This window comes from Ensifer sp. ENS03, from assembly GCF_014852035.1.
Classification (GTDB): Bacteria; Pseudomonadota; Alphaproteobacteria; order Rhizobiales; family Rhizobiaceae; genus Ensifer; species Ensifer adhaerens.
In genome coordinates, this window is the sequence record NZ_JACVAV010000007.1 from 258,440 (window position 1) to 283,914 (window position 25,475).

Here is a 25,475-nt window from a genome sequence, read left to right on the forward strand (position 1 = left end):
GTTATCCGTTCAAGCAACGCATTGTGGCGAAAATGCAACGGTGGGTGCGACCAAGTCAAGCGCTGCGTGAGCTGCGATAGACCGAAACACCGAGCTCGCGGATCTTCTTGCGCAGCGTGTTGCGGTTGAGGCCGAGCAGATCGGCCGCCTTGATCTGGTTGCCGCGGGTGGCGGTGAGCGCTGCGAGGATCAGCGGATACTCCATTTCCGCAAGTACCCGGTCGTAAAGGCCGGCCGGAGGCAAGGCCTCGCCAAAGCTTGCGAAATACTGGCGCATATTTTCTTCGACCGCCTGCGAAATCGTCAGCGAGCCCGGACGCGCCGCCGCCTTCTCGATCGGGCTATCCGGGATCTCGGAGCGAAGCTCGTTTTCGATGATCTCGCGGCTGATGACATCCTGTGGATAAAGTGCCGTCAGGCGCCGCACCAGGTTCTCCAGCTCGCGAACGTTGCCCGGCCAGGGGTGCGCCTTCATCAGCTCCAGCGCCTCATGGTCGAAGCGCTTGACGTCCAAGCCTTCCTTTTCCGCTTGCTGAACGAAGTGGCGCACGAGGTCCGGAATGTCCTCGGCACGGTCGCGCAGCGGCGGCAACCGCAGCGGCACGACGTTCAGACGATAGTAGAGGTCTTCGCGGAACAGGCCCTGATTGATCGACTGCTTCAGGTCCTTGTTGGTTGCCGCGACAATACGCACGTCGGAGCGGATCGGCGTGCGTCCGCCGACGGTCGTATATTCCCCCTGCTGCAAGACGCGTAGAAGACGCGTCTGCGCGTCCATCGGCATGTCGCCGATTTCGTCGAGGAAGAGCGTTCCGCCTTCGGCCTGCTCGAAACGCCCGGTCGAGCGCATCTGCGCGCCGGTAAACGCGCCCTTCTCGTGGCCGAACAGTTCCGATTCGATCAGGTCGCGCGGGATCGCCGCCATGTTGATCGCGACAAACGGACCGTTGCGGCGCTTGCCATAGTCGTGCAGCGCGCGGGCAACAAGCTCCTTGCCGGTGCCGGACTCGCCGGTGATCATCAGGGTCAGGTCGGTCTGCATCAGGCGCGCCAGCACCCGGTAGATTTCCTGCATCGCAGCCGAGCGGCCGACCAGCGGCATGCCGTCCTGGGTGTCGTCGTCGAGCTTTGCCGGCCGGCGCTTCGGCTCCGACAGCGCCCGGCCGATGATGCCGATCAACTCGGTCAGGTCGAAAGGCTTTGGCAGATAGTCGTAGGCGCCCTTCTCTGAGGCCTTGATCGCCGTCATGAATGTGTTCTGGGCGCTCATGACCAGTACCGGCAGGTCGGGGCGCGCCTTCTTGATGCGCGGGAGAAGATCGAAGGCGTTTTCGTCCGGCATCACCACGTCGGTCACGACCAGATCGCCATCGCCCGCCGCAATCCAGCGCCACAGCGTCGCCGCGTTGGAGGTGATGCGGACATCGTAGCCGGCGCGGCTCAGCGCCTGGTTCAGCACGGTGCGAATGGCGGCGTCGTCATCCGCGACGAGGATCGTGGCACCGGTCATGCAAGGTTTCCTTTTGTCATCGGCATGTCGTCGTCATCCGCGGCCTGGCCCTTGGAGGCAGGCATCAGCACGCGGAAGGTGGTGCGGTTCTGCTGGCTGTCGCATTCGACGATCCCGCCATGGCCGCCGATGATCTTGGCAACCAGAGCGAGACCCAGGCCTGAACCATTGGTCTTGGTGGTGATGAAGGGGTCAAACAAGAGCGGCAGCAGGTCCTGAGGGACGCCTGGGCCATTGTCGTGCACGCAGAATTCCAGCGGCAGCGAGATCTTCTCGCGCGTCCCGGCAACCGACAGGCGAATGCCCGGCCGGTAGGCGGTCGTCAGCAGGATTTCGCCGTCGTGGCGTTCGCCGATCGCTTCGGCCGCATTCTTGATCAGGTTCAGGAACACCTGAACCAGCTGATCGCGGTTGGCATAGACGGGCGGCAGCGACGGATCGTAGTGCTCAGCGAACTTGATGTGGCGGGCGAAGCCGGCCTTGGCGATCGCCTTCACGTGGTCGAGCACCGAATGGATGTTCAGCGGCACGCGATCGACCGGGCGCTCGTCGGAAAACACCTCCATGCGATCGACCAGCGAAACGATGCGGTCTGTCTCGTCGCAGATCAGCCGCGTCAGCGCGCGGTCCTCGTCGTTGGCGGAGGTCTCCAGCAGTTGCGCAGCACCTCGGATGCCCGAGAGTGGGTTCTTGATTTCGTGCGCCAGCATCGAGGCGAGACCGGTCACCGAACGGGCAGCACCGCGATGCGTCAGCTGCCGGTCGATCTTGTCGGCCATCGAACGCTCCTGGAAGACGACGACGACCGCACCCGGCTCGGACAGTACAGGGGCGACATAGAGATCGACCAGCTTGTCGGCCCCAAGGCGCGGGGAACTCAGGTCGACGCGATACTCGTTGACCGGCGCCTTGCGCTCGCGCACCTGCTCGATCAGCGTCAGCAGCGGACTACCAAAGGGAATGAAGGCGCTGATGTCATGGCGCGCCAGGTGGTTGGCGCTGGCGCCGAAAAACGATTCGGCCTCCCAGTTGGCAAAGGCGACGAGACCCTTGGCGTCCACCATGATCACCGGGTTCTGGATGGCGTTCAGAACCGCCATCGACAGACCGTTGGCGACGGCATCCGGCATGCTCGGTTTCTCGGTCATGCGGCAATTCCTTCTGCGACCGCCTCGCCTTCCGGCTTACTCGAGGCGGCGTCGAGCATCGCCGCACGGGCCCTGTCGCGGACGAAACGGGCATCGGTCGATGTCAGGATTGCTGCCTTTTCCGGACCCGCAAGGTCAGGGGCGGCGCGATCGATATACCAGGCGACATGCTTGCGGGCATGCCGGAGGCCGACCTCAACGCCATAGAATTCGAGCATCATCTCGTAGTGCTCCGCAAAGATATCGGCGACCTCCGCCGCTGACGGATGCGTGACCGCCCCGGCGAGAAGCCCGACGTGCCACGGGCGCCCCTGCGAGGACCGGCCGGCCATGACGGCGTCCGCGCCCGATCGGCGGAGAATCTCTTCCGCATCGGCGACCGTCTCCACGTCACCATTGGCGACCAGCGGCACGGTAACGACGTCGCGGACCAATCGGATCGCATCCCAATCCGCCTTGCCGTTGTAGAACTGCATGCGCGTGCGGCCGTGCACGGTAATCGCCTTCACGCCCGCCTCTTCGGCGCGCTTGGCAATCAGCGGCGCATTGATCGAGTTTTCATCCCAGCCGAGCCGCATCTTCAGCGTCACGGGCACATCGACTGCGTTGACGGTCGCCTCAACCAGCGACAAAGCGTGATCGGGGTCGCGCATCAGGGCCGAACCGGAATAACCGCCCGTCACCTTCTTTGCCGGGCAGCCCATATTGATGTCGATGATGTCGGCGCCATTGTCGGCAGCGATCTTCGCGGCCTCCGCCATCCAATGGGCCTCACGGCCCGCAAGCTGGACGATGTGCGGCTCGATCCCGGAGTTCTTCAGCCGCGCCCAGGATTCCTGGGCATTGCCGACCAGTTCACGGCTCGCCACCATTTCAGTCACGACGAAACCCGCACCGAAGCGCCAGGCAAGCCGCCGGAATGGGAGATCGGTGACGCCGGACATCGGCGCGAGCGCAACTCTGTTGCGGATTTCGATGGATCCGATGCGAAGCGGAGACGAAAGAGCCGGAATTGGCAAATGCATATCTTTCAGGCACATGTTGTTCCTGCACTATTTTTAGACATTGTTCTCGGACTTGCCAAGCGATTTCGGCGCGGCGCGCAAAATTCTAAGCTCAGCTGGCAAAGCACGACCCTTCGCGGTACATCACGGCGAAGATCGGCGAATGCGGGACCTCATACAGAAAATGCAGCCTCAAGAACAGTTCAAGTGCGGCGTGGTTATCGTCGCGGCAGGACGCGGCGAACGCGCCGGGCAATCCGCCGAGGGCCCGAAGCAGTACCGAACCATCGGCGACCGCCCCGTTATCGCCCATACGCTTGACACTTTCGCGACATGGCCGGGCGGCGGTCCGATCGTCGTCGTCATCCATCCGGACGACGAGGCGTTGTTCGACGCTGCATGCAAGCGCTCCGTGGCCAGCGACGTGATCATCGTCCACGGTGGCGCGACCCGGCAGATATCGGTGCTCGCCGGCCTCGAAGCCCTGGCCGACATCGGCGCGCGCCGCGTGATGATCCACGATGCGGTGCGCCCCTTTGCCGATCACGCGCTGCTGTCGCGGTGCGCTGCGGCATTGAGTGAGGACGTCAGGGCCGTACTGCCGGCGGTCGCCGTCGCAGACACGCTGAAGCGTGCCGGCAAGGATGGCATGGTCACGGAAACCGTGGCGCGCAACGGCCTCTACGGCGCGCAGACGCCGCAGACCTTCGATCTCCAGGCCATTCTTGCCGCGCATCGGGACGCGGCCAGAAGCGGTCGCACGGATTTTACCGACGACGCGTCGATCGCTGAATGGGCCGGCCTCAAGGTCGTCCTCGTCGAAGGCGCCGTCGACAACGTCAAGCTTACGCTGAAAAGGGATATCGCCATGGCCGACGAAAAACTCAAGCGGATTGCCCTGCCCGATGTGCGCACCGGCAACGGCTACGACGTGCACCAGCTCGTCGAGGGCGACGGCGTCACGCTCTGTGGCGTCTTCATTGCGCACACCAAGAAACTTTCCGGCCATTCCGATGCCGACGTGGCGCTGCATGCGCTCACCGACGCGCTGCTCGCCACCTGTGGCGCCGGCGACATCGGCGACCATTTCCCGCCGTCCGATCCGCAATGGAAGGGCGCGCCGTCTCGCATTTTCCTGGAGCACGCGGCCAAAATCGTGCGCGAGCGCGGCGGCATCATCACCAATGCAGACGTTTCGCTGATCGCCGAAGCGCCGAAGGTCGGGCCGCACCGCCTGACGATGCGCGAAAATCTCTCGGACATGCTGGGGATTTCACTCGACCGGTGCTCGGTCAAGGCAACGACCAACGAACGCCTTGGTTTCGTCGGCCGCGACGAAGGCATCGCCGCGATCGCCACGGCGACGGTCGTCTATGGGAACCTTTCGTGATGTGGTCCGCCGACATCGAAGTCAAAGCCGGTGAGATCATCGCGCAGTTCACGGCAAATGGCCGCAAGGTCGCGACCGCCGAATCCTGCACTGGTGGCCTGATCGCCGGTGCGCTGACCGAGATCTCCGGTTCGTCCGCAGTCCTCGACCGCGGCTTCGTCACCTATTCCAATGAGGCAAAGGTCGCAATGCTCGGCGTCGAGACGGCGACGCTCGTCGCCCACGGTGCCGTCTCGCGGCAGACGGCGATCGAGATGGCACAGGGCGCAATCTCGCATTCGGCGGCTGACTTCGCCGTTGCCGTCACCGGCATCGCCGGGCCGAGCGGTGGTTCGGCTGAAAAGCCTGTCGGCCTTGTGCATCTCGCTGCGGCAGGGCGAAACGGCGCGCTGCTGCATCGCGAGATGCGCTACGGCGATATTGGCCGCAGCAACATAAGGCTTGCGACCATCCGCACCGCACTCGATCTGCTCACGCAGATCGCTCAGGCCGAATAGATGCTGTCGGCGCGCTTTTCGAAGGCGTCGGAGAACATGCGGAAGGCACGGTCGAACATCGAGCCCATCAAGGCCCCGAGGATGCGGCTCTTGAACTCGTAGTCGATGTCGAAGTGCACGATCGACTGCCCCTCGCCCGAAGGCTCGAAGCGCCAGCGGTTGTCGAGATATTTGAACGGCCCGTCGATGTATTTGACGTCGATCGTCCGCTCTGCCTTGTTCAGCAGCACCTGCGTCGTGAAGGTCTCGCGAATCGCCTTGTAACCGACGGTCATATCGGCAAGCAGCAGCACTTTTCCATCGCGCTCCTTGCGCGAGCCTACCTTCAGCGCCTCACAGAGCGGCAGGAACTGCGGATACTGTTCGACGTCGGCAACGAGGTCGAACATCTGGTCTGCGGTGTGCTTGACGACGTGGTTGGTTTCGAAATGCGGCATAAAGGGGAGTTAAGCGGGAGAACCGAGAAGATCAAGGAGCCTGCGCATCTGGCGCCGCGATTTCAACTGCAGAACCGGCACGTCAGGGCCGTGCTTCGCCAGACCTGCGACGATGTGCGGCGTAAACTTCTGCTCAAACGTCCAGATGAACTGAAGGAAATCCCAATCGACCTTTTCGATGCAGCCCGGCGCCATCTCCGGGCGGGTGCGGCCGAAATGTTTCAGCCAGCGGGTGACGACGCCCCATATGCAGACAAGCCGCGGCATGCGCACCCAGATCACGATGTCGCTTCTCGGCACCCGGATATCGAATGTGGACGGACCGGTGCCATCCATGACCCAGCGATCGACGGCGATCCTCTCGACAATGCGCTGGCGCTGCTCCGCCCGGTCACGCTCTGCCCAACCCGGCAACCACCGGATATCGCGATCGATCGAGATGTAGGTCAACTGGAACTGACGGGCGAGCTTCTGTGAAAGCGTCGACTTGCCGCCGCCGGAGCACCCGACAACGAGGATACGCCTGGCACTGCGAATATGGTCGGCGGCAACGGCATCGTCGACATAGCTGACGATTGCCGGTTTTGACGGCAGGTCCATGGAAACTCCCGCGGAACTCGGGAACAACGAAACCCAATACGAAACTCCGGCGCGGGGCCGGAGTTTCGGTCTTTTTTGAGCAGCCGAGCCGTCAGCCTGCCACGGCCGCCAGCTTCTTTTCGCGGGCTGCACGCAGCCGCGCAAAGTCGTCGCCGGCGTGGTGCGACGAGCGCGTCAGCGGGCTCGACGACACCATCAGGAAGCCCTTGGTGTAGGCGACGGTCTCGTAGGACTTGAACTCCTCGGGCGTGACGAACGCTTCGACCTTGTGGTGCTTGCGCGTCGGCTGCAGATATTGGCCGATCGTCAGGAAGTCGACATCGGCGGTCCTCAGGTCGTCCATCAACTGCAGCACTTCGTTGCGCTCTTCGCCGAGGCCGACCATGATGCCGGACTTGGTGAACATGGTCGGGTCCAGTTCCTTCACGCGCTGCAGCAGGCGGACGGAGTGGAAGTAGCGCGCACCGGGGCGGACCGTCAGGTAGTTGCCGGGAACCGTTTCCATATTGTGGTTGAAGACGTCGGGCTTGGCGGCAACGACGCGCTCCAGAGCGCCCGGCTTCTTCAGGAAGTCCGGCGTCAGGATCTCGATGGTCGTCGTCGGCGAGGCCTCGCGGATCGCCCAGATGACCTTCTCGAAATGTTCCGCGCCGCCATCTTCCAGATCGTCACGGTCGACCGAAGTGATGACGACGTGGCTGAGGCCCATCTGCTTGACGGCCTTGGCGATGTTGGCCGGCTCTTCCATGTCGAGCGCATTCGGCTTCCCGGTCGCGACATTGCAGAAGGCGCAGGCGCGGGTACAGATCTCGCCCATGATCATGAAGGTGGCGTGCTTCTTGTCCCAGCATTCGCCGATGTTCGGGCAACCGGCTTCCTCGCACACGGTCACGAGCTTGTGCGAACGCACCAACTCGCGCGTCTCCTGGTAGCCCTTGGACATCGGCGCCTTGACGCGGATCCACTCCGGCTTGCGCATCACTTCCGTGTCGGGCTTGTGGGCCTTTTCCGGGTGGCGGACGCGTTGCGCCCGGTCAGAGACGGCATCGAACACCGTTACCATACTGTCTTCCTCGTCGCGGCGGGTTCGGCATCAGGCCGGATGACCCATTTTCGCTCTATATAGACGGCCCGACCAGAAATGTCAGGCCGTCTATTTTCGAAGCCCGACGGAAGCGCAGATGGCCCGACGGACTATCGTTTCACGACCCGACCAGCGGCGATCAACAGGCATGCGCCGATGAAGCCGATGATCAGGTAGGCGACCCAGCCGGCATAGGCCATGCCGAAGGCCGCCAGGACGAAATTCAGCACCACCGCACCGATGATGCCGAGCACTATGTTCATGATCAGCCCCATGCTGCTGCCCATGAACTTCTCCGCGAGCCACCCGGCCAAACCGCCGACGATGATCGCAGCCAAAATACCGACGCCGTTCACGCTCATTTTGGTCTCCGTGCATTGAAAATGCGCCCATTATCAATGCCAAAGCTACACCAAAAGCGCCGGCGCCGAAACCATCAGGCGTTGAGCGCGCGGCCGTAGGCGTCGAGCACGCTTTCCTTCATCGTCTCGGAGATCGTCGGATGCGGGAAGATCGTGTGCATCAGATCTTCTTCGGTCGTCTCGAGGTTCATCGCGACGACGAAGCCCTGGATCAGTTCGGTGACTTCCGCACCGACCATGTGGGCGCCCAAGAGTTCGCCGGTCTTCTTGTCGAAGATCGTCTTGACCATGCCCTGGTCCTCGCCGAGCGCGATCGCCTTGCCGTTGGCCACGAAGGGGAAACGGCCGACGCGGATGTCGCGTCCGAGTTCCTTGGCCTTGGCTTCCGTAAGGCCGACGGAGGCGACCTGCGGGTGGCAATAGGTGCAGCCCGGGATCTTCAGCTTGTCCATCGGGTGGACGTTCGGCAGGCCAGCGATCTTTTCGACGCAGATGACGGCCTCATGCTCGGCCTTGTGTGCGAGCATCGGCGGGCCGGCGACGTCGCCGATGGCGTAGACGCCGGGAACGTTGGTCTTGCCGTAGCTGTCGATGACGATGCAGCCGCGGTCGGTCTTGACCCCGAGCGTTTCGAGGCCGAGGTTCTCGATGTTGCCCTGAACGCCGACGGCCGAGATCATGCGGTCAGCGGTGATCTTCTCGACCTTGCCGTCCTTCATCTCGACATGGGCGGTGATCGAGTTGGCAGCCTTCTCGACCTTCGTCACCTTGGCCTGGAGATGGATCTTCATGCCCTGCTTTTCGAACTGCTTCTTGGCGATGTTCGAAATCTCGGCATCTTCGACCGGCATCACGTTCGGCATCACTTCGACGACCGTCACGTCCACACCCATGGTGCGGTAGAAGGAGGCGAATTCGATGCCGATCGCGCCCGAGCCCATGACCAGCAGCGACTTCGGCATTTCCTCAGGCTTCATCGCCTCGAAGTAGGTCCAGATCAGCTTGCCATCGGGCTCGATGCCCGGCAGCGCGCGTGGGCGGGCGCCGGTCGCAATGATGATGTGCTTGGCGGTGTAGGTGCCCTCGCCCTTGGTGTTCTTCGGCAGCGGCGCCTGCGGCTGGACGACCGGCTTCGTCGACTTGCCGACGACGATTTCGCCGGGCTTCGTGAGCTTGGCTTCACCCCAGATCACATCGACCTTGTTCTTCTTCATCAGGAAGCCGACGCCGCCATTCATGCGCTCGGCAATGCCGCGCGAGCGTGCAACGATCGCCTTCAGGTCCGGCGTCACCGTGCCTTCGATCTTGATGCCATAGCTGCCCGGGTGCTGGGCGTAGTGCAGAACTTCGGCGGAGCGCAGCAGCGCCTTGGTCGGGATGCAGCCCCAGTTGGAGCAGATGCCGGCCAGATGCTCGCGCTCGACGACCGCGGTCTTGAGACCCAACTGTGCCGCACGAATGGCGGCGATATAGCCCCCCGGACCCGAACCGATGACGATGACGTCGTAATTCTCAGCCATGTGTTTCCTGCCTTTGTCTCAAGCGACCTTGCGGGTGAAGAGCACCCAGTCGTGTTTCTTGCTTTCCTCAAAGAGCGGAACCGCCTCGGCGCGCGCTGCCTCGCCGAAACCGTTTGCCCTGTATAGTGCCTGAGCCCTGCCGTTATGGCTCTCGGTGATCAGGCTCACCGGCGCCGATCCGGCGCGTTCGAATTCCTTTGCCAGAAGCGCCTTGCCGATCCCCCGGCCGCGCTGATGGCGATAGACGCCCAGGCTCTCTATGAACCAGTGGCCGACGATCTGCCGCTGCAGCGCCAGCAGGGGCTCGAGAACCGGGTGCCCGGCAACAATCTCAGCCGCTTCCGGCCCGACCCCATAGCCGAGCGACAGTCCGGCAACCTCGTCATCGACCTCGGCAACCAGCGCATCACGCCAGTTCCCCGGACCCGGCTCTCCGCGCAGCTTGTTGCGCCCGCGCTCAAAAGCCGTATCCGTCACCCCATGCTGGACTGCGCCGTACCAGAGCCAGGAGGCAAAGCCATGCGCGGCGATATCGACGAGGATGGCGAGTTCTGCCGCCTCACGTCTTTCGGCCGGACGTATGGTGACGCCCCCGACCATTCTCAGACCCCGAGCATCATCCGCACGACCGGTTCCAGACCCCGGCCAATCGCACGCGTGTTTTCCGCATCGAGATGCACGCCATCGAGCGGCGTCGTCACCGCCACTGATCCGGCATCGAAGAAGCCGCAATCGAGTTCGTCGGCGAGATCGCGATAAAGGGGCGCCAGCATCGAAGACTGCTCGACGCCGCCTGCGAACATTGCGGCAAAGCCGGCGTCGGCCGTTTCGCAAAGCACCGGCGGCGACACGATCAGGATCTCCGGGCCGTCCTCACTCTCAACCGGCCAATCGTGTCGGCGCACCAGATTGACCAGCCGCTCGACGCCCTTCACGGCGCCGAAGGCGGTTCCGTGGATCACCGGCTTCATGTCATTTGCGCCGAGAAGAAGAATGATGAGATCGAGCGGCGCGTGGCTGTGCAGCAGCGTCGGCAGCACCTTCGCACCGTTACGGTCGCAATCGGCGAGGTGATCGTCGTAGGCGGTCGTGCGGCCGTTCAGCCCCTCGGCGATGACCTGGACGTCCGGCCCCAGCGCCTTCTGCAAGACACTCGGCCAGCGATCGGCAAGCGCATGTCGACCGCCATCGGTGGCATCGTAGCCCCAGGTCAGACTGTCGCCATAGCAGAGAACTGTTTTCATCGTCCGGGCCCGCCTTCGACTGCGCGAAAAGGAACGGACCGGCCCGAAGGCCGGTCCTCATCCAACTCAGACCAGCATGCCCATCGGGTTTTCGATGTAGCGCTTGAAGGCACCGAGCAGTTCGGCACCGAGCGCGCCATCGACGCAGCGATGGTCGGTCGAAAGCGTGACGGTCATGACGTTGGCGATGACCATCTGCTTGTTCTTGACGACGACGCGCTCCTCGCCGGCACCGACCGCGAGGATCGTGGCATGCGGCGGGTTGACGACGGCGGCGAAGTTCTTGACGCCCATCATGCCCATGTTGGAGACGGCAGTCGTGCCGCCCTGGTATTCTTCGGGCTTCAGCTTGCGGTCCTTGGCACGCTGGCCGAGGTCCTTCATCTCGTTGGAGATGGCCGACAGGCTCTTCAGTTCCGCCTGGCGGATGATCGGGGTGATCAGGCCGCCCGGGATCGACACGGCAACGCCGACATCGGCGTGCTTGTGCTTGACCATATTACTCTCGGTCCACGAGACGTTCGCGTTCGGAACATCGCGCAGTGCCAGCGCCAGGGCCTTGATGACCATGTCGTTGACGGAGAGCTTGTAGACCGGCTTGCCACCCTGCTCGGGAGCCGCTGCGTTGAGCTGTGCACGCAGTGCCAGCAGCGCGTCGAGTTCGCAGTCCACCGACACGTAGAAGTGCGGGATCGTCTGCTTGGATTCGACGAGACGCTTGGCGATCGTCTTGCGCATGCCGTCATGCGGCACGAGTTCGTAGGAACCTGGCTCGAACAGCTTGAGAACGGCGTCTTCCGACATGCCCTTGGCAAGCGGTGCGGCTGCAGGAGCAGCAGCGCCGGCGGCCGGTGCGGCGGCGGGCTTGGCAGCGCCACCGGAGACGGCGGCTTCGACGTCCTTCTTGACGACGCGGCCATGAGGACCGGTGCCGGCAACTGCCGACAGGTCAATGCCCGCGTCCTTTGCCAGACGGCGTGCGAGCGGCGAGGAGAAGACGCGTGCGCCGCCCTCGGCCTTGGCCGGCTGGGCTGCAGCCGGTGCAGCGGCAGGAGCCGCCGCCGGAGCGCTCGGCGCTGCCGGTGCAGGCGCTTCGGCCTTGGCGGCGGGTGCCGGTGCTGCCGCACCGTTGCCGCCCTTGGCGGCGGCGGCGACATCCTCGCCATCGGCGGCGAGAACGGCGATCAGCGCATTGACCTTGACGCCATCGGTGCCGGCGGGAACGACGATCTTGGCAACGGTGCCTTCGTCGACGGCTTCGACTTCCATCGTCGCCTTGTCGGTCTCGATCTCGGCAATCACGTCACCGGACTTGACCTTGTCGCCTTCCTTGACGAGCCACTTGGCCAGATTGCCTTCTTCCATCGTCGGGGAGAGGGCAGGCATTGTGATGTTGATAGGCATCGAAGGGCCCTCCCCTTATTTGTAGCAAACGGCTTTCACCGCATCGACAACCTCTGCGACGTTCGGAAGCGCGAGCTTCTCGAGGTTCGCGGCGTAAGGCATCGGCACATCCTTGCCGGCGATCGTCAGGATCGGGGCGTCAAGGTAATCGAAGGCCTGCTGCATGACGCGGGTTGCGATCTCGGTGCCGACGGAAGACTGCGGATAGCCTTCTTCGACGGTGACCAGACGGCCGGTCTTCTTGACGGATTCGATGACCGTCGGCAGGTCCATCGGACGGATGGTGCGCAGGTCGATCAGTTCGACATCGATGCCCTGGGCTTCAAGTTCGGCAACCGCCTTGACGGCGTAGGTCATGCCGATACCGAAGGAAACGATCGTTGCGTCCTTGCCGACCTTGTGGATACGGGCCTTGCCGATCGGCAGCACGAAATCGTCAAGCTTCGGCACTTCGAAGGAGTGACCGTAGAGGATTTCGTTTTCGAGGAAGATGACCGGGTTCGGGTCGCGGATCGCAGCCTTGAGCAGGCCCTTGGCGTCGGCAGCCGTGTAGGGCATGACGACCTTGAGGCCCGGGATATGGCTGTACCAGGCGGCGTAGCACTGCGAGTGCTGCGCGGCCACGCGGGCAGCCGCACCGCTCGGGCCACGGAAGACGATCGGCGCGCCCATCTGGCCGCCGGACATATAGAGTGTCTTGGCAGCGGAGTTGATGATCTGGTCGATCGCCTGCATGGCGAAGTTGAAGGTCATGAACTCGACGATCGGACGAAGGCCGGTCATGGCAGCGCCGACGCCGACGCCGGCAAAGCCGTGCTCAGTGATCGGGGTATCGATGACACGGCGGGCGCCGAATTCCTGCAGCAGGCCCTGAGTAATCTTGTAGGCGCCCTGATATTCGGCGACCTCTTCACCCATGACGAAGACGTCGTCGCTTGCGCGCATTTCTTCGGCCATGGCGTCGCGAAGTGCTTCGCGAACGGTCATCGTCACCATTTCGGTGCCGGCAGGGATCGCCGGATCAGCAGCGACTTCGACCTTCGGCTGGGCTGCAACCGGAGCCGGCGCGGAAGCGGCCGGCGCTTCGGCAGCGGCTGCCTTCGGCGCTTCGGCCTTCGGAGCGGCGATGTCGCCAGCGCCTTCGCCGTCTTGCAGCAGCACGGCGATCGGGGTGTTGACCTTGACGCCTTCGGTGCCGGCGGCAATCAAGAGCTTGCCGATCGTGCCTTCATCGACGGCTTCGACTTCCATCGTTGCCTTATCGGTCTCGATTTCGGCAATGACGTCGCCGGAGGACACCTTGTCCCCCTCGTTCTTCAACCATTTCGAGAGCGTGCCTTCCTCCATGGTCGGGGAAAGGGCGGGCATAAGAATTTCTACTGGCATGTTTGTCCCTCCCCGGATCAAAGCAGGATGTCGGTGTAGAGCTCGGATGCATCCGGCTCCGGATCGGCCTGGGCAAAATCGGCGCTGTCGGCAACGATGTCGCGGACTTCCTTGTCGATCTGCTTCAGCTCATCCTCGGTCGCCCAACCCTTTTCGGTCAGACGCGCCTTCACCTGCTCGATCGGGTCATGCTCCGAGCGCATCTTCTGCACTTCGTCCTTCGAGCGGTACTTCGCCGGGTCGGACATCGAGTGACCGCGGTAGCGATAGGTCTGCATCTCAAGGATGATCGGACCCTTGCCCGAGCGGCAATGCTCGACCGCCTCGTCGCCGGCGGCCTTGACCGCGCGCACGTCCATGCCGTCGACCTGGAAGCCCGGAATGTTAAAGGAGACGCCACGCTGCGAGAAGTCGGTCTGTGCCGAAGCCCGCGAAACGGAAGTACCCATGGCGTAGCGGTTGTTCTCGATCACGTAGATCACCGGCAGCTTCCAGAGCTGCGCCATGTTGAAGCTTTCGTAGACCTGGCCCTGGTTGGCAGCGCCGTCACCGAAATAGGCAACGGACACATTGTCGTTGCCGCGATAGCGGTTGGCAAAAGCAAGACCGGTGCCGAGCGACACCTGGGCGCCGACGATGCCGTGGCCGCCATAGAAGTGCTTTTCCTTGGAGAACATGTGCATCGAGCCGCCCTTCCCCTTGGAAAGACCGCTGCGACGACCGGTGAGTTCGGCCATAACGCCGCGGGCGCTCATGCCGCAGGCCAGCATGTGGCCATGGTCACGGTAGGCGGTGATGACCTGGTCGCCTTCCTTCAGCGCCATCTGCATGCCGACGACAACGGCTTCCTGGCCGATGTAGAGGTGACAGAAGCCGCCGATGAAGCCCATGCCATAGAGCTGGCCGGCCTTTTCCTCGAAACGCCGGATCAGCAGCATCTCGCGGTAGGCACTCAGATCTTCCTGTTTGGAGAAGTCTGCGAACGTGCCGCCGTTGAAGTCTTTCTTCGCCGGCTTTGCGGCACTCTTGCGGCTGGAAACGGACGCGGATTTTCGCGGAGCCATTCGTTCCTCCCAATGGTTAGCCTTTTGCGGTTACCATAGGGAAAGAAAGCAGACACAGCAATGCCATATTTGCATGGCTCGCATTCCGCACAAATGATTGATTTTACTTCACAAATTCCAATTAACTGAATTCAGGTTAATTTGCGGCACGGTGGAAAATAACGATCTCGTCACTTCGCGACATGTTCAGCGCGAGGCGAGCCTTTTCATCCAGCATGTCCCGTTCCAGCGACCCATCACTCATCAGCTGAACCTCCTTTTCGAGGATCATTCGCTGCTTCGTGAGCTTATCCAGCCGCGCCTGCCGCTCGACGATCTGACGATCGAATTGCTCGGTCGCCTTCAGGCCATAGCCGCCGTGAATGGAATGATAGCCGAAGTAGGAGAGAAAGGCGACCGCGATCAGCGGCATCACCAGCCGACCCAGTTTCCGTTTCTTATGATGCCGTGTCCACATGCATTCCCGCCCTGATACGCAGTACGGCAATCAGATTAGCGTCGATTGATTAACCGACCGTTGACCATGAACGGCAGGAAAATAGAAACCCGCCCACACGGGGCCGTGTGGGCGGGCTCAGTTTTCAGACAAAAATCAGGCGGCGATCAGCCACGCAGGATCGAGCGGCCGGCGTACTTGGCCTGCAGGCCAAGCTGCTCTTCGATGCGGATCAGCTGATTGTACTTGGCGAGCCGGTCCGAACGGGCAAGCGAGCCGGTCTTGATCTGGCCGCAGTTGGTGGCAACCGCGAGATCGGCGATCGTCGCGTCCTCGGTTTCGCCCGAGCGGTGCGACATGACGGCGGTGTAGCGCGCCTTGTGGGCGGTCTCGACGGCGTCGAGCGTTTCCGACAGCGAGCCGATCTGGTTGACCTTGACGAGGATCGAGTTGGCGACGCCCATCTTGATGCCGTCGCGCAGTCGGGCCGAGTTGGTGACGAACAGGTCGTCGCCAACGAGCTGGCACTTGTTGCCGATGAGGTCGGTCACAGCCCTCCAGCCGTCCCAGTCGTCTTCGGCCATGCCGTCTTCGATCGAGAAGATCGGGTACTTCGCAGCGAGTTCCGCCAGGTATTCAGCCATGGCGCCCGGCTCGAGCGTGCGGCCTTCGCCTTCGAGTACGTACTTGCCGTCCTTGAAGAATTCGGTTGCGGCGCAATCGAGCGCGATGAACATGTCTTCGCCCGGCTTGTAGCCAGCCTTCTCGATCGACTTCATGATGAAGTCGAGCGCTGCCGGAGCAGAGGCGAGACCCGGCGCGAAGCCGCCTTCGTCGCCGACATTGGTGTTGTGGCCGTCGGCTGCAAGCTGCTTCTTCAGCGTGTGGAACACTTCCGAGCCCATGCGAACCGCATCACGCATCGTGTCGGCGCCAACCGGAACGATCATGAACTCCTGGAAGTCGATCGGGTTGTCGGCGTGCGCGCCACCGTTGATGATGTTCATCATCGGAACCGGGAGCACGTGGGCGTTCGGACCACCGACGTAACGGTAGAGCGGCAGGCCGGCAGCTTCGGCGGCAGCCTTGGAAACGGCAAGCGAAACGCCGAGAATGGCGTTGGCGCCGAGGCGCGACTTGTTCGCCGTGCCGTCGAGCTCGATCATGGTCTTGTCGATCTGGATCTGGTTCTCGGCATCGAGACCGCCGATCGCTTCGAAGATCTCGCCGTTGACGGCTTCGACGGCACGTTCGACGCCCTTGCCGAGGTAACGCGTACCACCATCGCGCAGCTCAACAGCCTCATGGGCACCGGTCGAGGCGCCCGACGGGACTGCCGCGCGGCCGAAGCTTCCGTCTTCCAGGTACACGTCGACCTCGACGGTCGGGTTGCCGCGGCTGTCCAGAATTTCTCGGCCGATGATGTCGATGATTGCAGTCATGATCTCTTCCCTGTTGAGGACGGTGGGTGGTCGGGGCCTGTCATACGCCAAGGCCTCGAAATTACAATGGCGCGCAATATGCAAAAACAACCGCGCCATTGCGGTTCATGAAAATTTCACGAAGCGTCGCGCGGGTCTCAGCCCTTGGCGATCGCGTCGAAAGCCAGCAGCTTTTCGAGCAGCCTCGGCATGTCCTTCAGATGCACCATGTTCGGGCCATCGGAGGGCGCATTGTCCGGGTCTTCATGGGTTTCAACAAAGACACCGGCAACACCGACGGCAACGGCAGCGCGCGCCAGGGTCTCGACGAATTCTCGTTGACCGCCCGAAGAGCCGCCCTGCCCGCCCGGCTGCTGAACCGAATGGGTCGCATCAAAGACGACCGGCGCGCCGAGCGAAGCCATGATCGGCAGCGAGCGCATGTCGGAGACCAGCGTGTTGTAGCCGAAGGAAGCGCCACGCTCGCAGAGCATGACATTGGGGTTGCCGCTTTCGGTGAACTTCGCCAACACGTTCTTCATGTCCCAGGGCGCCAGGAACTGGCCCTTCTTGACGTTGATCGCCCGCCCGGTCTTGGCGGCGGCGACCAGAAGATCGGTCTGGCGCGACAGGAAGGCCGGGATCTGCAGGATATCGACCGTCGGGGCGACAAGCGCGCACTGCTCTTCGGTGTGCACGTCGGTCAGAACCGGAAAGCCGAATTCCTTTTTCAGGTCGGCGAAGATTTCCATCGCCTTGTCGAGACCGATGCCACGCTTGCCCGAAAGCGAGGTGCGGTTGGCCTTGTCGAAGGAGGACTTGTAGACGAGGCCGAGGCCGAGCTTGTTGCAGAGTTCTGAGAGCGCGCCCGCCATCATGAAGGCGTGTTCACGGCTCTCCATCTGGCAGGGGCCGGCGATCAGCGACAACTTCTCGGTCTGTGCGAAGGCGACCTGACGGGCGCCCTCACCGACAACGACTCTGGCATTGGTTTTCATCATCAAGCTCCAAACGCGAAGATCACCCCTTGCCCCGGCATTTCGGGGACAATGAGGCGCCCGCCCATTTCTGCAAATTCGATATCGTTCTCGGCAAAGAGCGCCCGCGTTGCCTCGAGATCGGCAACACGGAAGACGACCGCCCGTCCGCGAAGGCCCCGTTCGGCACCGCGCACCGAGCGACCGAAGAAGGCTTCCATGCCGGCGGCGTTCAGCACCGAGATCTTGGCGTTGGTGGTCGCGACGTCCATGCCGAAGGAATGCGCCGAAACCTCGCGCTCATCGACCGCTTCCTGCAGCAGATACTGGAAATCAGTCGGATTGGCTTCCGACAGCACCACTTCGCTTATGCCGATCACGCAGTTGTCGTGTCGCTCCAGCGCCGCCCGGTCGGTGGGGAGTGCGCGAACGCGCTGACAATTGAAAAGAAAGAGATCCGGCGCGCGCAGGTCGGCCGCAAAGGCAAGACGGAACGAGCCCAGTCCTTCGCGGCCATCGGGCAGCTTCATCGGCCGGGAAAACTCCAGCATGTCGCCGCCGGAGATGCCCCGCGCCCGAAAACGGATGTGGTCGCTCGCCGCATCCTCGGTGCCGAAGACCAGCGCCGAGAGGCCTTCCGGTCCCTGGCGGAAACGAAACGCCTGATCACGCGCCACAAAGGCGTTGCCGTCGAGTGCCGCCGCCTCGCACTCCTCGCGGGACGCTATGGCTAGCGGTTCGAGATAGGTGCCGTCGGCAAAGAAGACGCAGGCATTTTCGGTGCCGAAGGGATGGCGGGCATCGTCGGCGACGGTGAAGCCGAGATTGGAAAGCCGACGCCGCGCCTGGGTAAGCGTATCCACCGGCAGCACGAGGTGATCGAGCGGGCGGGTGGTGCGCTTGGAGAGGCTCATGGCGTGTTCCCTGATGGTTCGCCGCTGTTTGCAACTTTTGGCCGGCGAATGCAAGCCGGGTCACCGCCAGGGACCGGATCGGCCATCCGGCTTCGGGCCGTTGCCGCAAAAGTGAACCGTCCGCGGCCGGCTGCGCCCACCGCGGATTATGCCTGTCAGCGGGACACGAACCGCCAGAAGGTCAGTAGTAGCCCGGCGCCGTCGTGGCGTTCGCCGTGTTCCCCGCACCGAGACCGGGGGCGAACGTCTGGGGCTGCGTGTAGGATGTATTGGTCGAGGACGTCGAGGCACAACCCGAAAGCCCCAGCACGGCGACCGCCAAAGGCACGAACAACAAAGCGATGAAGCGCATACGGATTGACCCCTTTCCAGTTTCGCTGACGAACAGCAAAGTACGAAACCGATGCGTTGGCGAGTACGTAACAGTAACGCGAGGTAAAAAGGCGCTGCGGAAGCCGGGATCAACAACCGCAGCGCCTTCCGGCCGCTGCGATTGCCCTCGTTGCGTGCGAGCTTGCGGGCCCGAACAGAGCGCCGGGCCTGCCGCATCAGGGATGAAGATCGCTCTTGATGGCAAAGGTGGCGATGAAGGTCGGCACGAACCTGTCGATCAGGAAACGAGCCGACGGCTGCCAATCCTCGTGAAAGCCGGCCAACAGGAAACCGGCCTGCAGCTGCCCCTCGATCTGCGCAGAAAGGCTGTGTCCGAAGACCAGGGCCTCGCCCCGATCGACCTTGGCCTGCACGACATCGGGCGCGAGATGCTCCACCTCGGCAAAGGGGAGCCGGTAAGCCGGGCGGATAAGGCCCTTTTCCGCATGGGCCGGATCGCGGTCGCCGACGAAAACGATCGGATTGTAGAAGCTCGAAAGCAGCCGACCGCCGGTCTTCAGCACCCGGTGGCACTCCCGCCAGACCGGCTGGAGGTCGGGAACATAGAGGTTCGAGATCGGATGAAAGACGATGTCGAAGGTTTCGTCCGCAAAGGTCGCGAGGTCCCGCATGTCGCCCTGCACGGTCAAAAGCGACAGCCCTTCGCGTTCGGCGACGCGCCGATCCTGTTCGAGCTGTCCCTCGGAGAGGTCGAAGACCGTAACGTCCGCACCGGCGGCGGCCAGGATCGGCGCCTGCTGCCCGCCGGCGGACGCCAGGCAGAGGATCTTCTTGCCCTTGACGTCGGGCAACCAGCCCTCAGGCAAATCGCCGGGCGTCAGCCGCGCCTGCCACTGCCCTTTGCGGGCGTCGGCGATCATCTCGCGTGTGACCGGGCGGGACCATTCGCAGTCCTGGCTTGCCTGCCTGTCCCACGCCTGGCGATTGTGATCGATGATATCGAGATTGGAGGAGGAAATGTCTTGCATGTTCGGTCCCTGGAACTTGTCCTGATGTGACCGCTCACGAAGGCGAATGGAGATCGCAGGCAGAAATGCCCTAGCGTTCGTCCGTCGATGCGGATCGCAGCAATGCCATCGTCCATCCTCTTCGCAAGCGAAGTTGAGGCGATTCGGTTTTCACCGGGCATTACTGGCGCATTGGACGACGCTCCCCTTACTGGAAGCCGCAAGCTAGCGGCTAGGTTGCGGATGGTCAACGCGAACGGAGGCCAACGGCTGCGACGTGCCGCCGCAATGGTTTCTCCGGCATGGTGTCGGCGAACGAATATCCGGCATGGTCTGCGCGTTATCATGTTGCGCATGATTTCAACCGCTTGAGAAGCCGTCACAATTGCGTAAAATTCGTCATTGCAGCCTGGAGTTATGCCGGGCAGCAGGCTGAGGGGCAGCATTTGATTATTGAGTCGCAAGACAAGAAACGCATCCGGGCACGGCCGAGTCACGCCAAGGGGCGCTTCGGCACACTGACTCGGCTCCCAACCGGGCACAAACCCACATGATGCGCGAGATGATGGCCAAGCTGGCTTCCATCGCCATCATGATGTTTGCGCGGGCGCTGACGGCGGCGCGCGCCATCTGGCATGAGACCGGCCTCCCGCCGAAGCAGAGCATCTATTTCGCCAACCACTCCAGCCACGGCGATTTCGTGCTGATCTGGGCGGTCTTGCCGCCCTGGCTCAGGGAACGCGCGCGGCCGGTCGCAGGTGCCGAATACTGGCTGAAATCGAAGCTTTCGACCTTCATCGGCCGCGACGTCTTCGACGCTGTGCTGATCGAGCGCGACCCGGATGCGCGCACGCAGGACCCGGTCGAGCAGATGACGGCCGTGCTCAACGACGGATCGTCGCTCATTCTCTTTCCCGAGGGAACGCGCAACCAGACCGAAGCGCGACTGCTGCCGTTCAAGAGCGGGCTCTATCACCTCGCCTGCAAGCGCCCGGACGTGGCGCTGGTTCCCGTCTGGATCAACAATCTCAACCGCGTCATGCCCAAGGGGGAGTTCGTGCCGATCCCGCTCATCTGCACCGTCAATTTCGGCGAACCGATGCGCCTCAAGGCGCAGGAGACGAAGGAAGAGTTTATCGCTCGCGCCGAGACCGCCCTGCTTTCGCTCGCGCCTTCATCGACGGATGACGGCGCATGAGCGCGGCCAGCCTGGACATGCTCAAGCTGCTCTTCGGCGTCGGCGGCGTTCTCGTGCTGGCGTCGAGCGTCGGCTACATGCTCAAGCAGAAGCTGTCGCCTGACGGGTCGAACGGCTCGATCGAGAACCTCAACGCCCGCATCAAGGCGTGGTGGGCAATGGTAGTGCTGATCGCCATCGCCTTCGTTGCCGGACGGGTCGGCGTGCTCCTGCTCTTTGCCTTCTGCTCGTTTGCGGCGCTGCGCGAGTTCATCACGCTCATCAACACGCGGCGCGGCGACCACTGGGCGATCGCCGGCGCCTTCTTCGTCGTCCTGCCGATCAACTACTTCCTGCTGTGGGCCGAGCAATACGGCATCTATTCGATCTTCGTGCCGGTCTACGCCTTCCTGCTAATGCCGATCGTCGCGGTTCTTCGCGGCGACACCCGCGACTTCCTGGTCCGGATCTCCGAGGTGCAATGGGCGCTGATGATCTGCGTCTTCTGCGCCTCGCATGTGCCGGCGCTGCTAACGCTGCAGATTCCGGGCTATGAGGGACGCAACGTGCTTCTCATCGCCTTCCTCGTCATCGTCGTTCAGTCGAGCGACGTGCTGCAATATGTCTGGGGCAAGCTCTTCGGCAAAACCAAGATCGCGCCAACCCTTTCGCCGTCGAAAACGGTCGAGGGTTTCGTCGGCGGCGTTGCGAGCGCAACGCTGATCGGCGCCTCGCTCTGGTGGATTACCCCGTTCACCCCGGCACAAGCCGCGTTGATGTCGCTCATCATAACTCTGATGGGATTCTTCGGCGGGCTCGTCATGTCGGCGATCAAGCGGGACCGCGGCGTCAAGGACTGGGGCCATCTGATCGAAGGCCATGGCGGGCTGATCGACCGGCTCGATTCCGTCGTCTTCTCCGCGCCGATCTTCTTCCACCTGACGCGCTACTGGTGGTCGCTGACATGAGCGCGAAACTGAAGGGGCTGGCATCAAGCGGGGTCGTACATGTGGCCTTCGCCTTTTTCGCCATGGGCGGCTGGGCGCTTTTCGCCAACCGCCATCACCCCATGCCCAAGCCGCTTGTTGCCGGCTTCGTCCAGGGAACGCTTTCGGCGCTGCTTACCCTCTACCTCAAGACGGCGATCGATACGCTTTCCAGGCGGTTCAACGGCGCCAGGCGCCTGGTTCTGCCACCGCTCTTCGCGTGCCTTGGCTCATCTGCAATTCTGGTCGCGATCCATGCCGCCAGCGGCACGCCCGAGATCCTGAAAACGATTGCGCTGCCGCTCACGGTTTCGACCACCTACGCCGCCATCTACAACTATTCCATCAGCCGAGGCGAACATGACCGAGACCGGTGACCGCAGGCCGCTCGCGAGCCGCAACACCCGCTGGGCGCAGGCCACCGCGCGCCGCCTGGCATCGATGAACCTCACGCCAAACCGGATCTCGCAGGCAAGCATGCTGGCGGCCGCCCTTGCCGGCCTTTCCTTCTGGCTCACGGGCGAAAGCGAGGACGGCGTAAGGGCGAGCCTGTTCATCGCCGCCGCGCTCTTCTGCCAGTTGCGCCTGCTCTGCAACCTTTTCGATGGCATGGTCGCCGTCGAGGGTGGCAAGGGCGAGGCCGATGGTCCCTTCTGGAACGAGTTTCCCGATCGCATCGCCGACATCTTCATCTTCGTCGGCGCCGGATTTGCCATCGGCGTGCCGGCTCTCGGTTTTGCCGCGGCCACCTCCGGCGTGCTGACCGCCTATGTGCGCGAGCTCGGCCGTGCCAATGGAGCGCCGGGCGACTTCTCCGGCCCGATGGCCAAACAACACCGCATGGCGACGATGACGCTGGCCGCCGTGGTGTCCGCCTTCGAAGGCCTCTGGCTCGGCGATGGCGAACTGCTGTGGATCGCGCTCCTTGCGATCTCGACTGGGGCTGTGCTTACGGCCCTTCTGCGCGCCCGTCGCCAGATTGCCTGGCTTCGGCAAAACGCTCCCCACAAAGGCTAAACACCCGCTTCACGCACCATGAACGAGGCCGCCGCAACATCGCGCGGCCCTCTTGACGTATGTCCATGCCAATTATTAGATTGATTAGTCTATTTATTAAATGCCACGCGTGTCGACGATGAACGAATGCTCGCGCGCACCAAGATCGGCGGCGATCAGGTCATGGTCGCTGCCTCATGAAAGCAAACTTTTTCAATCGGTTACGGCGCAAATTTATAGCGCCTCCCGTAACGGAGAACACGAATGAGTACCCCAGACCGCATCGACGACGTCGATGCATTGCGCGGCTTTGCGTTGCTCGGCATCCTCCTTGTCAACATCATGGCCTTCGCCTCCGCCTTCTACGGGCTGGAAATTTCCGACCCCGCCTTCGGCGGCATCCTCGATCGCAGCGTGCATTTCGTGATCGCCCTGTTCTTCGAAATGAAATTCTACCTGCTCTTCTCGTTCCTGTTCGGCTACAGCTTCACCCTGCAGATGCGTTCGGCGGAAAAATCCGGCGAGGCCTTCGTTCCCAGGCTCCTGCGCCGACAGATGGGCCTCTGGCTGATCGGGCTTGCCCATGCGGTCCTGCTTTTCCATGGCGATATTCTCACCACCTACGCGGTGCTTGGCATCGTCCTCCTGATGCTCAGAAACCGCAGCGATGGGGCCCTCTTCCGCCTGGCGAAATGGCTCGTCCTTATCCTTGCAGTGGTCTGGGGCACACTCGGCATCCTCATCACGCTGGATCCGGTACCGCTCGATCGGTCTGCCATTCTTTCCGCCGCGGAGGCGGCCGAGCTTGCCTTCCAAGGCGACTGGCAAGCCGTCATCGGTCAGCACCTGACGGAGCTCAACTCGGTCTGGATCATCCTCGTCCTGCTGCAAGCGCCGTGCGCGCTGGCGATGTTCCTGCTCGGCCTGGTCGCCGGGCGTCGCAAGACCTTGGCGCGGCCGGAGGAGAACACGGCGTTGTTCCAGCGCCTCGTTCGTACCGGTCTCTGGATCGGCCTGCCTGGCGCCGTCATCTATGCCTATGTCAGCGTCGAGATGCCCGAATCGCCAATCGCGGTCATCGCGCTTTCGATCGGGCTCGCCACCGGCCCGCTTCTCACCGGCGCCTATGTCGGCGCCATGATGCTGCTCTTCGGATCCGAAACCGGCCACAGCCTGCGCAACCTGCTGGCGCCTGCCGGCCGCATGGCGCTGTCCAACTATTTGCTGCAGTCGCTGATCGCGGCCCTGATCTTCCATGGTTACGGCCTTGGTCTCATCGGCCAGGTCGCGCCTTTGGCAAGCGTGCTGATCGCGCTTGCGATCTTTGCCGCCCAGCTCTTCATCAGCCACTGGTGGATGGCTCGTTTCGCCTATGGCCCGCTCGAATGGATCCTGCGCTTCATCACCATCGGCCGCGTGCCGCAGTGGCGCCGCCCGGCGGAGGCGCGCTGACGGACACCAGCCAATTCCCGCAACCAATGCTGCCCGGCGCCTTCGGCGCTGGGCATTTTCGCTTCCTGGCTTGAGACGCAGTTCGGCACTATTTCGCTTTGACTCTAATTAGATGTTTGTCTAAATATAGAGACAACAAGCGAGCGGAGACGATGCGGATCAACAGGGTTTTCGAAGCGCTTTCTCATCCCGTGCGGCGGCAGATCCTGGCACTGTTGAAGGCCGGGCCGATGAGCGCCGGCGAACTCGCCGAGCATTTCGACCTGACCAAGCCGACGCTTTCCGTGCATTTCAACAAGCTGCGCGAGGCAGAACTCGTCGCGGTCGAGCGGCGCGGCACGAGCCTCATCTACCACCTCAACATGTCCATTCTCGAAGAGGCGCTCGGCGGTCTCCTCAGCACAAGGGATCAAGCACCATGACCTTGCTTTTGCGTTCCCCGATCGCGCTGGTCGCTGGCGGCATACTTTTTTCCGCGACGCTCGTCGGCTATCTCGCAATCCGCGCCGAGCCGCTGCTTCCGATCCATTGGGGTGTTGACGGCACGGCCGATGCCTTCTGGCCGCGCGACCGGGCGCTGGCGCTGGCGCCTGTGGCGGTCGCCGTGCTTGCCGCATTCTCGTTCGCCGTCGGTCGGATCGCACCACAGGCCGAGCTTCAGGCGGGCCGGCATATCGCCGAAGTCACTCTCCCCGCGATCCTCGCGCTCTTTGCCGCCATTCAAACTGTGATCGTGCTGATCGGGCTTGGCGTCGACCTCTCGATGACGCGCGTAATCGCCTTCGGCCTCGGACTTCTGTCGATCGTCGTCGGCAACGTCCTGCCGAAATCGCAGCCGAACGGCCTTGCCGGCATTCGGCTGCCGTGGACGCTCGCCGATAACGCCAACTGGCGGGCAACGCACCGGCTTGCGGGCCTGCTGATGGTCTGCGCCGGTATCACCCTGGCGCTGCTGGCCCTCGTCATGAGCACCGGTCCAGCGCTTGCCGCAGCGACGATCGCCGCGCTGCTGCTGCCGGTCGCAATTGCAGCGCTCTATAGCTACCACATCGCCCGTCGCAGTTAGTGGCTCCAGGCGTCGCACCTCGGCCGCAGCGCAACGGCAGAAATGAAAAAGGCCGGTCTT

The 25,475-nt window shown here is 62.9% G+C and carries 27 protein-coding genes; 9 read left to right on the forward strand and 18 right to left on the reverse strand.

The window, feature by feature from the left end; all coding sequences use genetic code 11:
- Positions 1–55: 55 nt before the first annotated feature.
- Genes ntrC through dusB form a run of 3 tightly spaced genes read right to left on the reverse strand, consistent with a single transcriptional unit; the run spans position 56 to position 3,698 of the window.
- Entirely contained in the window at positions 56–1,510 is a 1,455-nt protein-coding gene (gene ntrC / locus IB263_RS23420; protein ID WP_034795776.1) for a nitrogen regulation protein NR(I), read from the reverse strand.
- Positions 1,507–2,658 (reverse strand): nitrogen regulation protein NR(II), encoded by a 1,152-nt coding sequence (locus tag IB263_RS23425; protein WP_034795779.1) that lies wholly within the window; start codon positions 2,656–2,658, stop codon positions 1,507–1,509. The genes ntrC and IB263_RS23425 overlap by 4 nt, the downstream gene beginning before the upstream one ends.
- Entirely contained in the window at positions 2,655–3,698 is a 1,044-nt protein-coding gene (dusB, locus tag IB263_RS23430; RefSeq protein ID WP_060607416.1) for a tRNA dihydrouridine synthase DusB, read from the reverse strand. The genes IB263_RS23425 and dusB overlap by 4 nt, the downstream gene beginning before the upstream one ends.
- A 148-nt stretch (positions 3,699–3,846) precedes the next feature.
- Here dusB and IB263_RS23435 point away from each other — a divergent pair, with 148 nt between their 5' ends.
- Together IB263_RS23435 and IB263_RS23440 are read left to right on the forward strand one after the other, a co-directional pair.
- Positions 3,847–5,052 (forward strand): bifunctional 2-C-methyl-D-erythritol 4-phosphate cytidylyltransferase/2-C-methyl-D-erythritol 2,4-cyclodiphosphate synthase, encoded by a 1,206-nt coding sequence (locus IB263_RS23435; RefSeq protein ID WP_181529604.1) that lies wholly within the window; start codon positions 3,847–3,849, stop codon positions 5,050–5,052.
- Complete coding sequence (locus tag IB263_RS23440) at positions 5,052–5,549, forward strand: CinA family protein (RefSeq protein WP_089044600.1); 498 nt, start codon at positions 5,052–5,054, stop codon at positions 5,547–5,549. The genes IB263_RS23435 and IB263_RS23440 overlap by 1 nt, the downstream gene beginning before the upstream one ends.
- Here IB263_RS23440 and IB263_RS23445 read toward each other — a convergent pair.
- From IB263_RS23445 to IB263_RS23515, 15 genes are all read right to left on the reverse strand, one after another.
- Entirely contained in the window at positions 5,537–5,986 is a 450-nt protein-coding gene (locus IB263_RS23445; protein ID WP_192439084.1) for a type II toxin-antitoxin system RatA family toxin, read from the reverse strand. The genes IB263_RS23440 and IB263_RS23445 overlap by 13 nt on opposite strands.
- Before the next feature lie 9 nt (positions 5,987–5,995).
- Positions 5,996–6,586, reverse strand: a complete 591-nt coding sequence (locus IB263_RS23450; protein ID WP_192439085.1) for an AAA family ATPase — start codon at positions 6,584–6,586, stop codon at positions 5,996–5,998.
- Between the two features lie 91 nt (positions 6,587–6,677).
- Positions 6,678–7,649: a lipoyl synthase gene (gene lipA / locus IB263_RS23455; protein WP_034795803.1), complete on the reverse strand. Its 972-nt coding sequence runs from the start codon at positions 7,647–7,649 to the stop codon at positions 6,678–6,680.
- 131 nt (positions 7,650–7,780) lie between these two features.
- Positions 7,781–8,032, reverse strand: coding sequence for a GlsB/YeaQ/YmgE family stress response membrane protein (locus tag IB263_RS23460; protein WP_034795805.1), 252 nt, complete (start codon positions 8,030–8,032; stop codon positions 7,781–7,783).
- A 74-nt stretch (positions 8,033–8,106) separates the two neighbouring features.
- The gene (lpdA, locus tag IB263_RS23465) at positions 8,107–9,552 is read right to left on the reverse strand and encodes a dihydrolipoyl dehydrogenase (RefSeq protein ID WP_192439086.1); all 1,446 of its coding nucleotides are present in this window, start codon (positions 9,550–9,552) and stop codon (positions 8,107–8,109) included.
- 18 nt (positions 9,553–9,570) lie between these two features.
- A complete protein-coding gene (locus tag IB263_RS23470) occupies positions 9,571–10,152 on the reverse strand; it encodes an N-acetyltransferase (protein ID WP_192439087.1) in 582 nt (193 codons plus the stop codon).
- Positions 10,153–10,154: 2 nt separating this feature from the next.
- Positions 10,155–10,796: an SGNH/GDSL hydrolase family protein gene (locus tag IB263_RS23475; protein WP_192439088.1), complete on the reverse strand. Its 642-nt coding sequence runs from the start codon at positions 10,794–10,796 to the stop codon at positions 10,155–10,157.
- 66 nt (positions 10,797–10,862) lie between these two features.
- Positions 10,863–12,200, reverse strand: a complete 1,338-nt coding sequence (locus tag IB263_RS23480; RefSeq protein ID WP_089044597.1) for a pyruvate dehydrogenase complex dihydrolipoamide acetyltransferase — start codon at positions 12,198–12,200, stop codon at positions 10,863–10,865.
- 15 nt (positions 12,201–12,215) lie between these two features.
- Positions 12,216–13,586, reverse strand: a complete 1,371-nt coding sequence (locus IB263_RS23485; protein ID WP_060516909.1) for a pyruvate dehydrogenase complex E1 component subunit beta — start codon at positions 13,584–13,586, stop codon at positions 12,216–12,218.
- A 17-nt stretch (positions 13,587–13,603) separates the two neighbouring features.
- Positions 13,604–14,650, reverse strand: coding sequence for a pyruvate dehydrogenase (acetyl-transferring) E1 component subunit alpha (gene pdhA / locus IB263_RS23490; protein ID WP_112772646.1), 1,047 nt, complete (start codon positions 14,648–14,650; stop codon positions 13,604–13,606).
- 136 nt (positions 14,651–14,786) lie between these two features.
- Positions 14,787–15,107, reverse strand: coding sequence for a septum formation initiator family protein (locus IB263_RS23495; protein WP_034795840.1), 321 nt, complete (start codon positions 15,105–15,107; stop codon positions 14,787–14,789).
- Between the two features lie 146 nt (positions 15,108–15,253).
- Positions 15,254–16,528, reverse strand: coding sequence for a phosphopyruvate hydratase (eno, locus tag IB263_RS23500; RefSeq protein WP_192439089.1), 1,275 nt, complete (start codon positions 16,526–16,528; stop codon positions 15,254–15,256).
- 137 nt (positions 16,529–16,665) lie between these two features.
- Positions 16,666–17,508 carry a 3-deoxy-8-phosphooctulonate synthase gene (kdsA, locus tag IB263_RS23505; RefSeq protein ID WP_162731872.1) on the reverse strand — a complete coding sequence of 281 codons (843 nt, stop codon included), beginning with the start codon at positions 17,506–17,508 and terminating at the stop codon, positions 16,666–16,668.
- A complete protein-coding gene (locus IB263_RS23510; RefSeq protein WP_192439090.1) occupies positions 17,508–18,398 on the reverse strand; it encodes a VOC family protein in 891 nt (296 codons plus the stop codon). The genes kdsA and IB263_RS23510 overlap by 1 nt, the downstream gene beginning before the upstream one ends.
- Before the next feature lie 548 nt (positions 18,399–18,946).
- Complete coding sequence (locus tag IB263_RS23515; RefSeq protein ID WP_192439091.1) at positions 18,947–19,759, reverse strand: class I SAM-dependent methyltransferase; 813 nt, start codon at positions 19,757–19,759, stop codon at positions 18,947–18,949.
- A gap of 532 nt (positions 19,760–20,291) precedes the next feature.
- Between IB263_RS23515 and IB263_RS23520 the strand changes: the two genes are divergently transcribed.
- The 7 genes from IB263_RS23520 (at position 20,292) to IB263_RS23550 (ending at position 25,415) form a co-directional block, all read left to right on the forward strand.
- Positions 20,292–20,936 carry a lysophospholipid acyltransferase family protein gene (locus IB263_RS23520; protein ID WP_060582507.1) on the forward strand — a complete coding sequence of 215 codons (645 nt, stop codon included), beginning with the start codon at positions 20,292–20,294 and terminating at the stop codon, positions 20,934–20,936.
- Entirely contained in the window at positions 20,933–21,883 is a 951-nt protein-coding gene (locus IB263_RS23525; RefSeq protein ID WP_034795857.1) for a phosphatidate cytidylyltransferase, read from the forward strand. Before IB263_RS23520 ends, IB263_RS23525 begins: the two co-directional genes overlap by 4 nt.
- Positions 21,880–22,278 carry a hypothetical protein gene (locus IB263_RS23530; protein ID WP_112976215.1) on the forward strand — a complete coding sequence of 133 codons (399 nt, stop codon included), beginning with the start codon at positions 21,880–21,882 and terminating at the stop codon, positions 22,276–22,278. Before IB263_RS23525 ends, IB263_RS23530 begins: the two co-directional genes overlap by 4 nt.
- Positions 22,262–22,918, forward strand: a complete 657-nt coding sequence (locus IB263_RS23535; RefSeq protein WP_192439092.1) for a CDP-alcohol phosphatidyltransferase family protein — start codon at positions 22,262–22,264, stop codon at positions 22,916–22,918. Before IB263_RS23530 ends, IB263_RS23535 begins: the two co-directional genes overlap by 17 nt.
- A 243-nt stretch (positions 22,919–23,161) precedes the next feature.
- Positions 23,162–24,349, forward strand: coding sequence for a DUF418 domain-containing protein (locus tag IB263_RS23540; protein WP_192439093.1), 1,188 nt, complete (start codon positions 23,162–23,164; stop codon positions 24,347–24,349).
- A 152-nt stretch (positions 24,350–24,501) separates the two neighbouring features.
- A complete protein-coding gene (locus tag IB263_RS23545; protein WP_197067148.1) occupies positions 24,502–24,771 on the forward strand; it encodes an autorepressor SdpR family transcription factor in 270 nt (89 codons plus the stop codon).
- Positions 24,768–25,415 (forward strand): SdpI family protein, encoded by a 648-nt coding sequence (locus IB263_RS23550; RefSeq protein WP_192439094.1) that lies wholly within the window; start codon positions 24,768–24,770, stop codon positions 25,413–25,415. Before IB263_RS23545 ends, IB263_RS23550 begins: the two co-directional genes overlap by 4 nt.
- Positions 25,416–25,475: the final 60 nt, after the last annotated feature.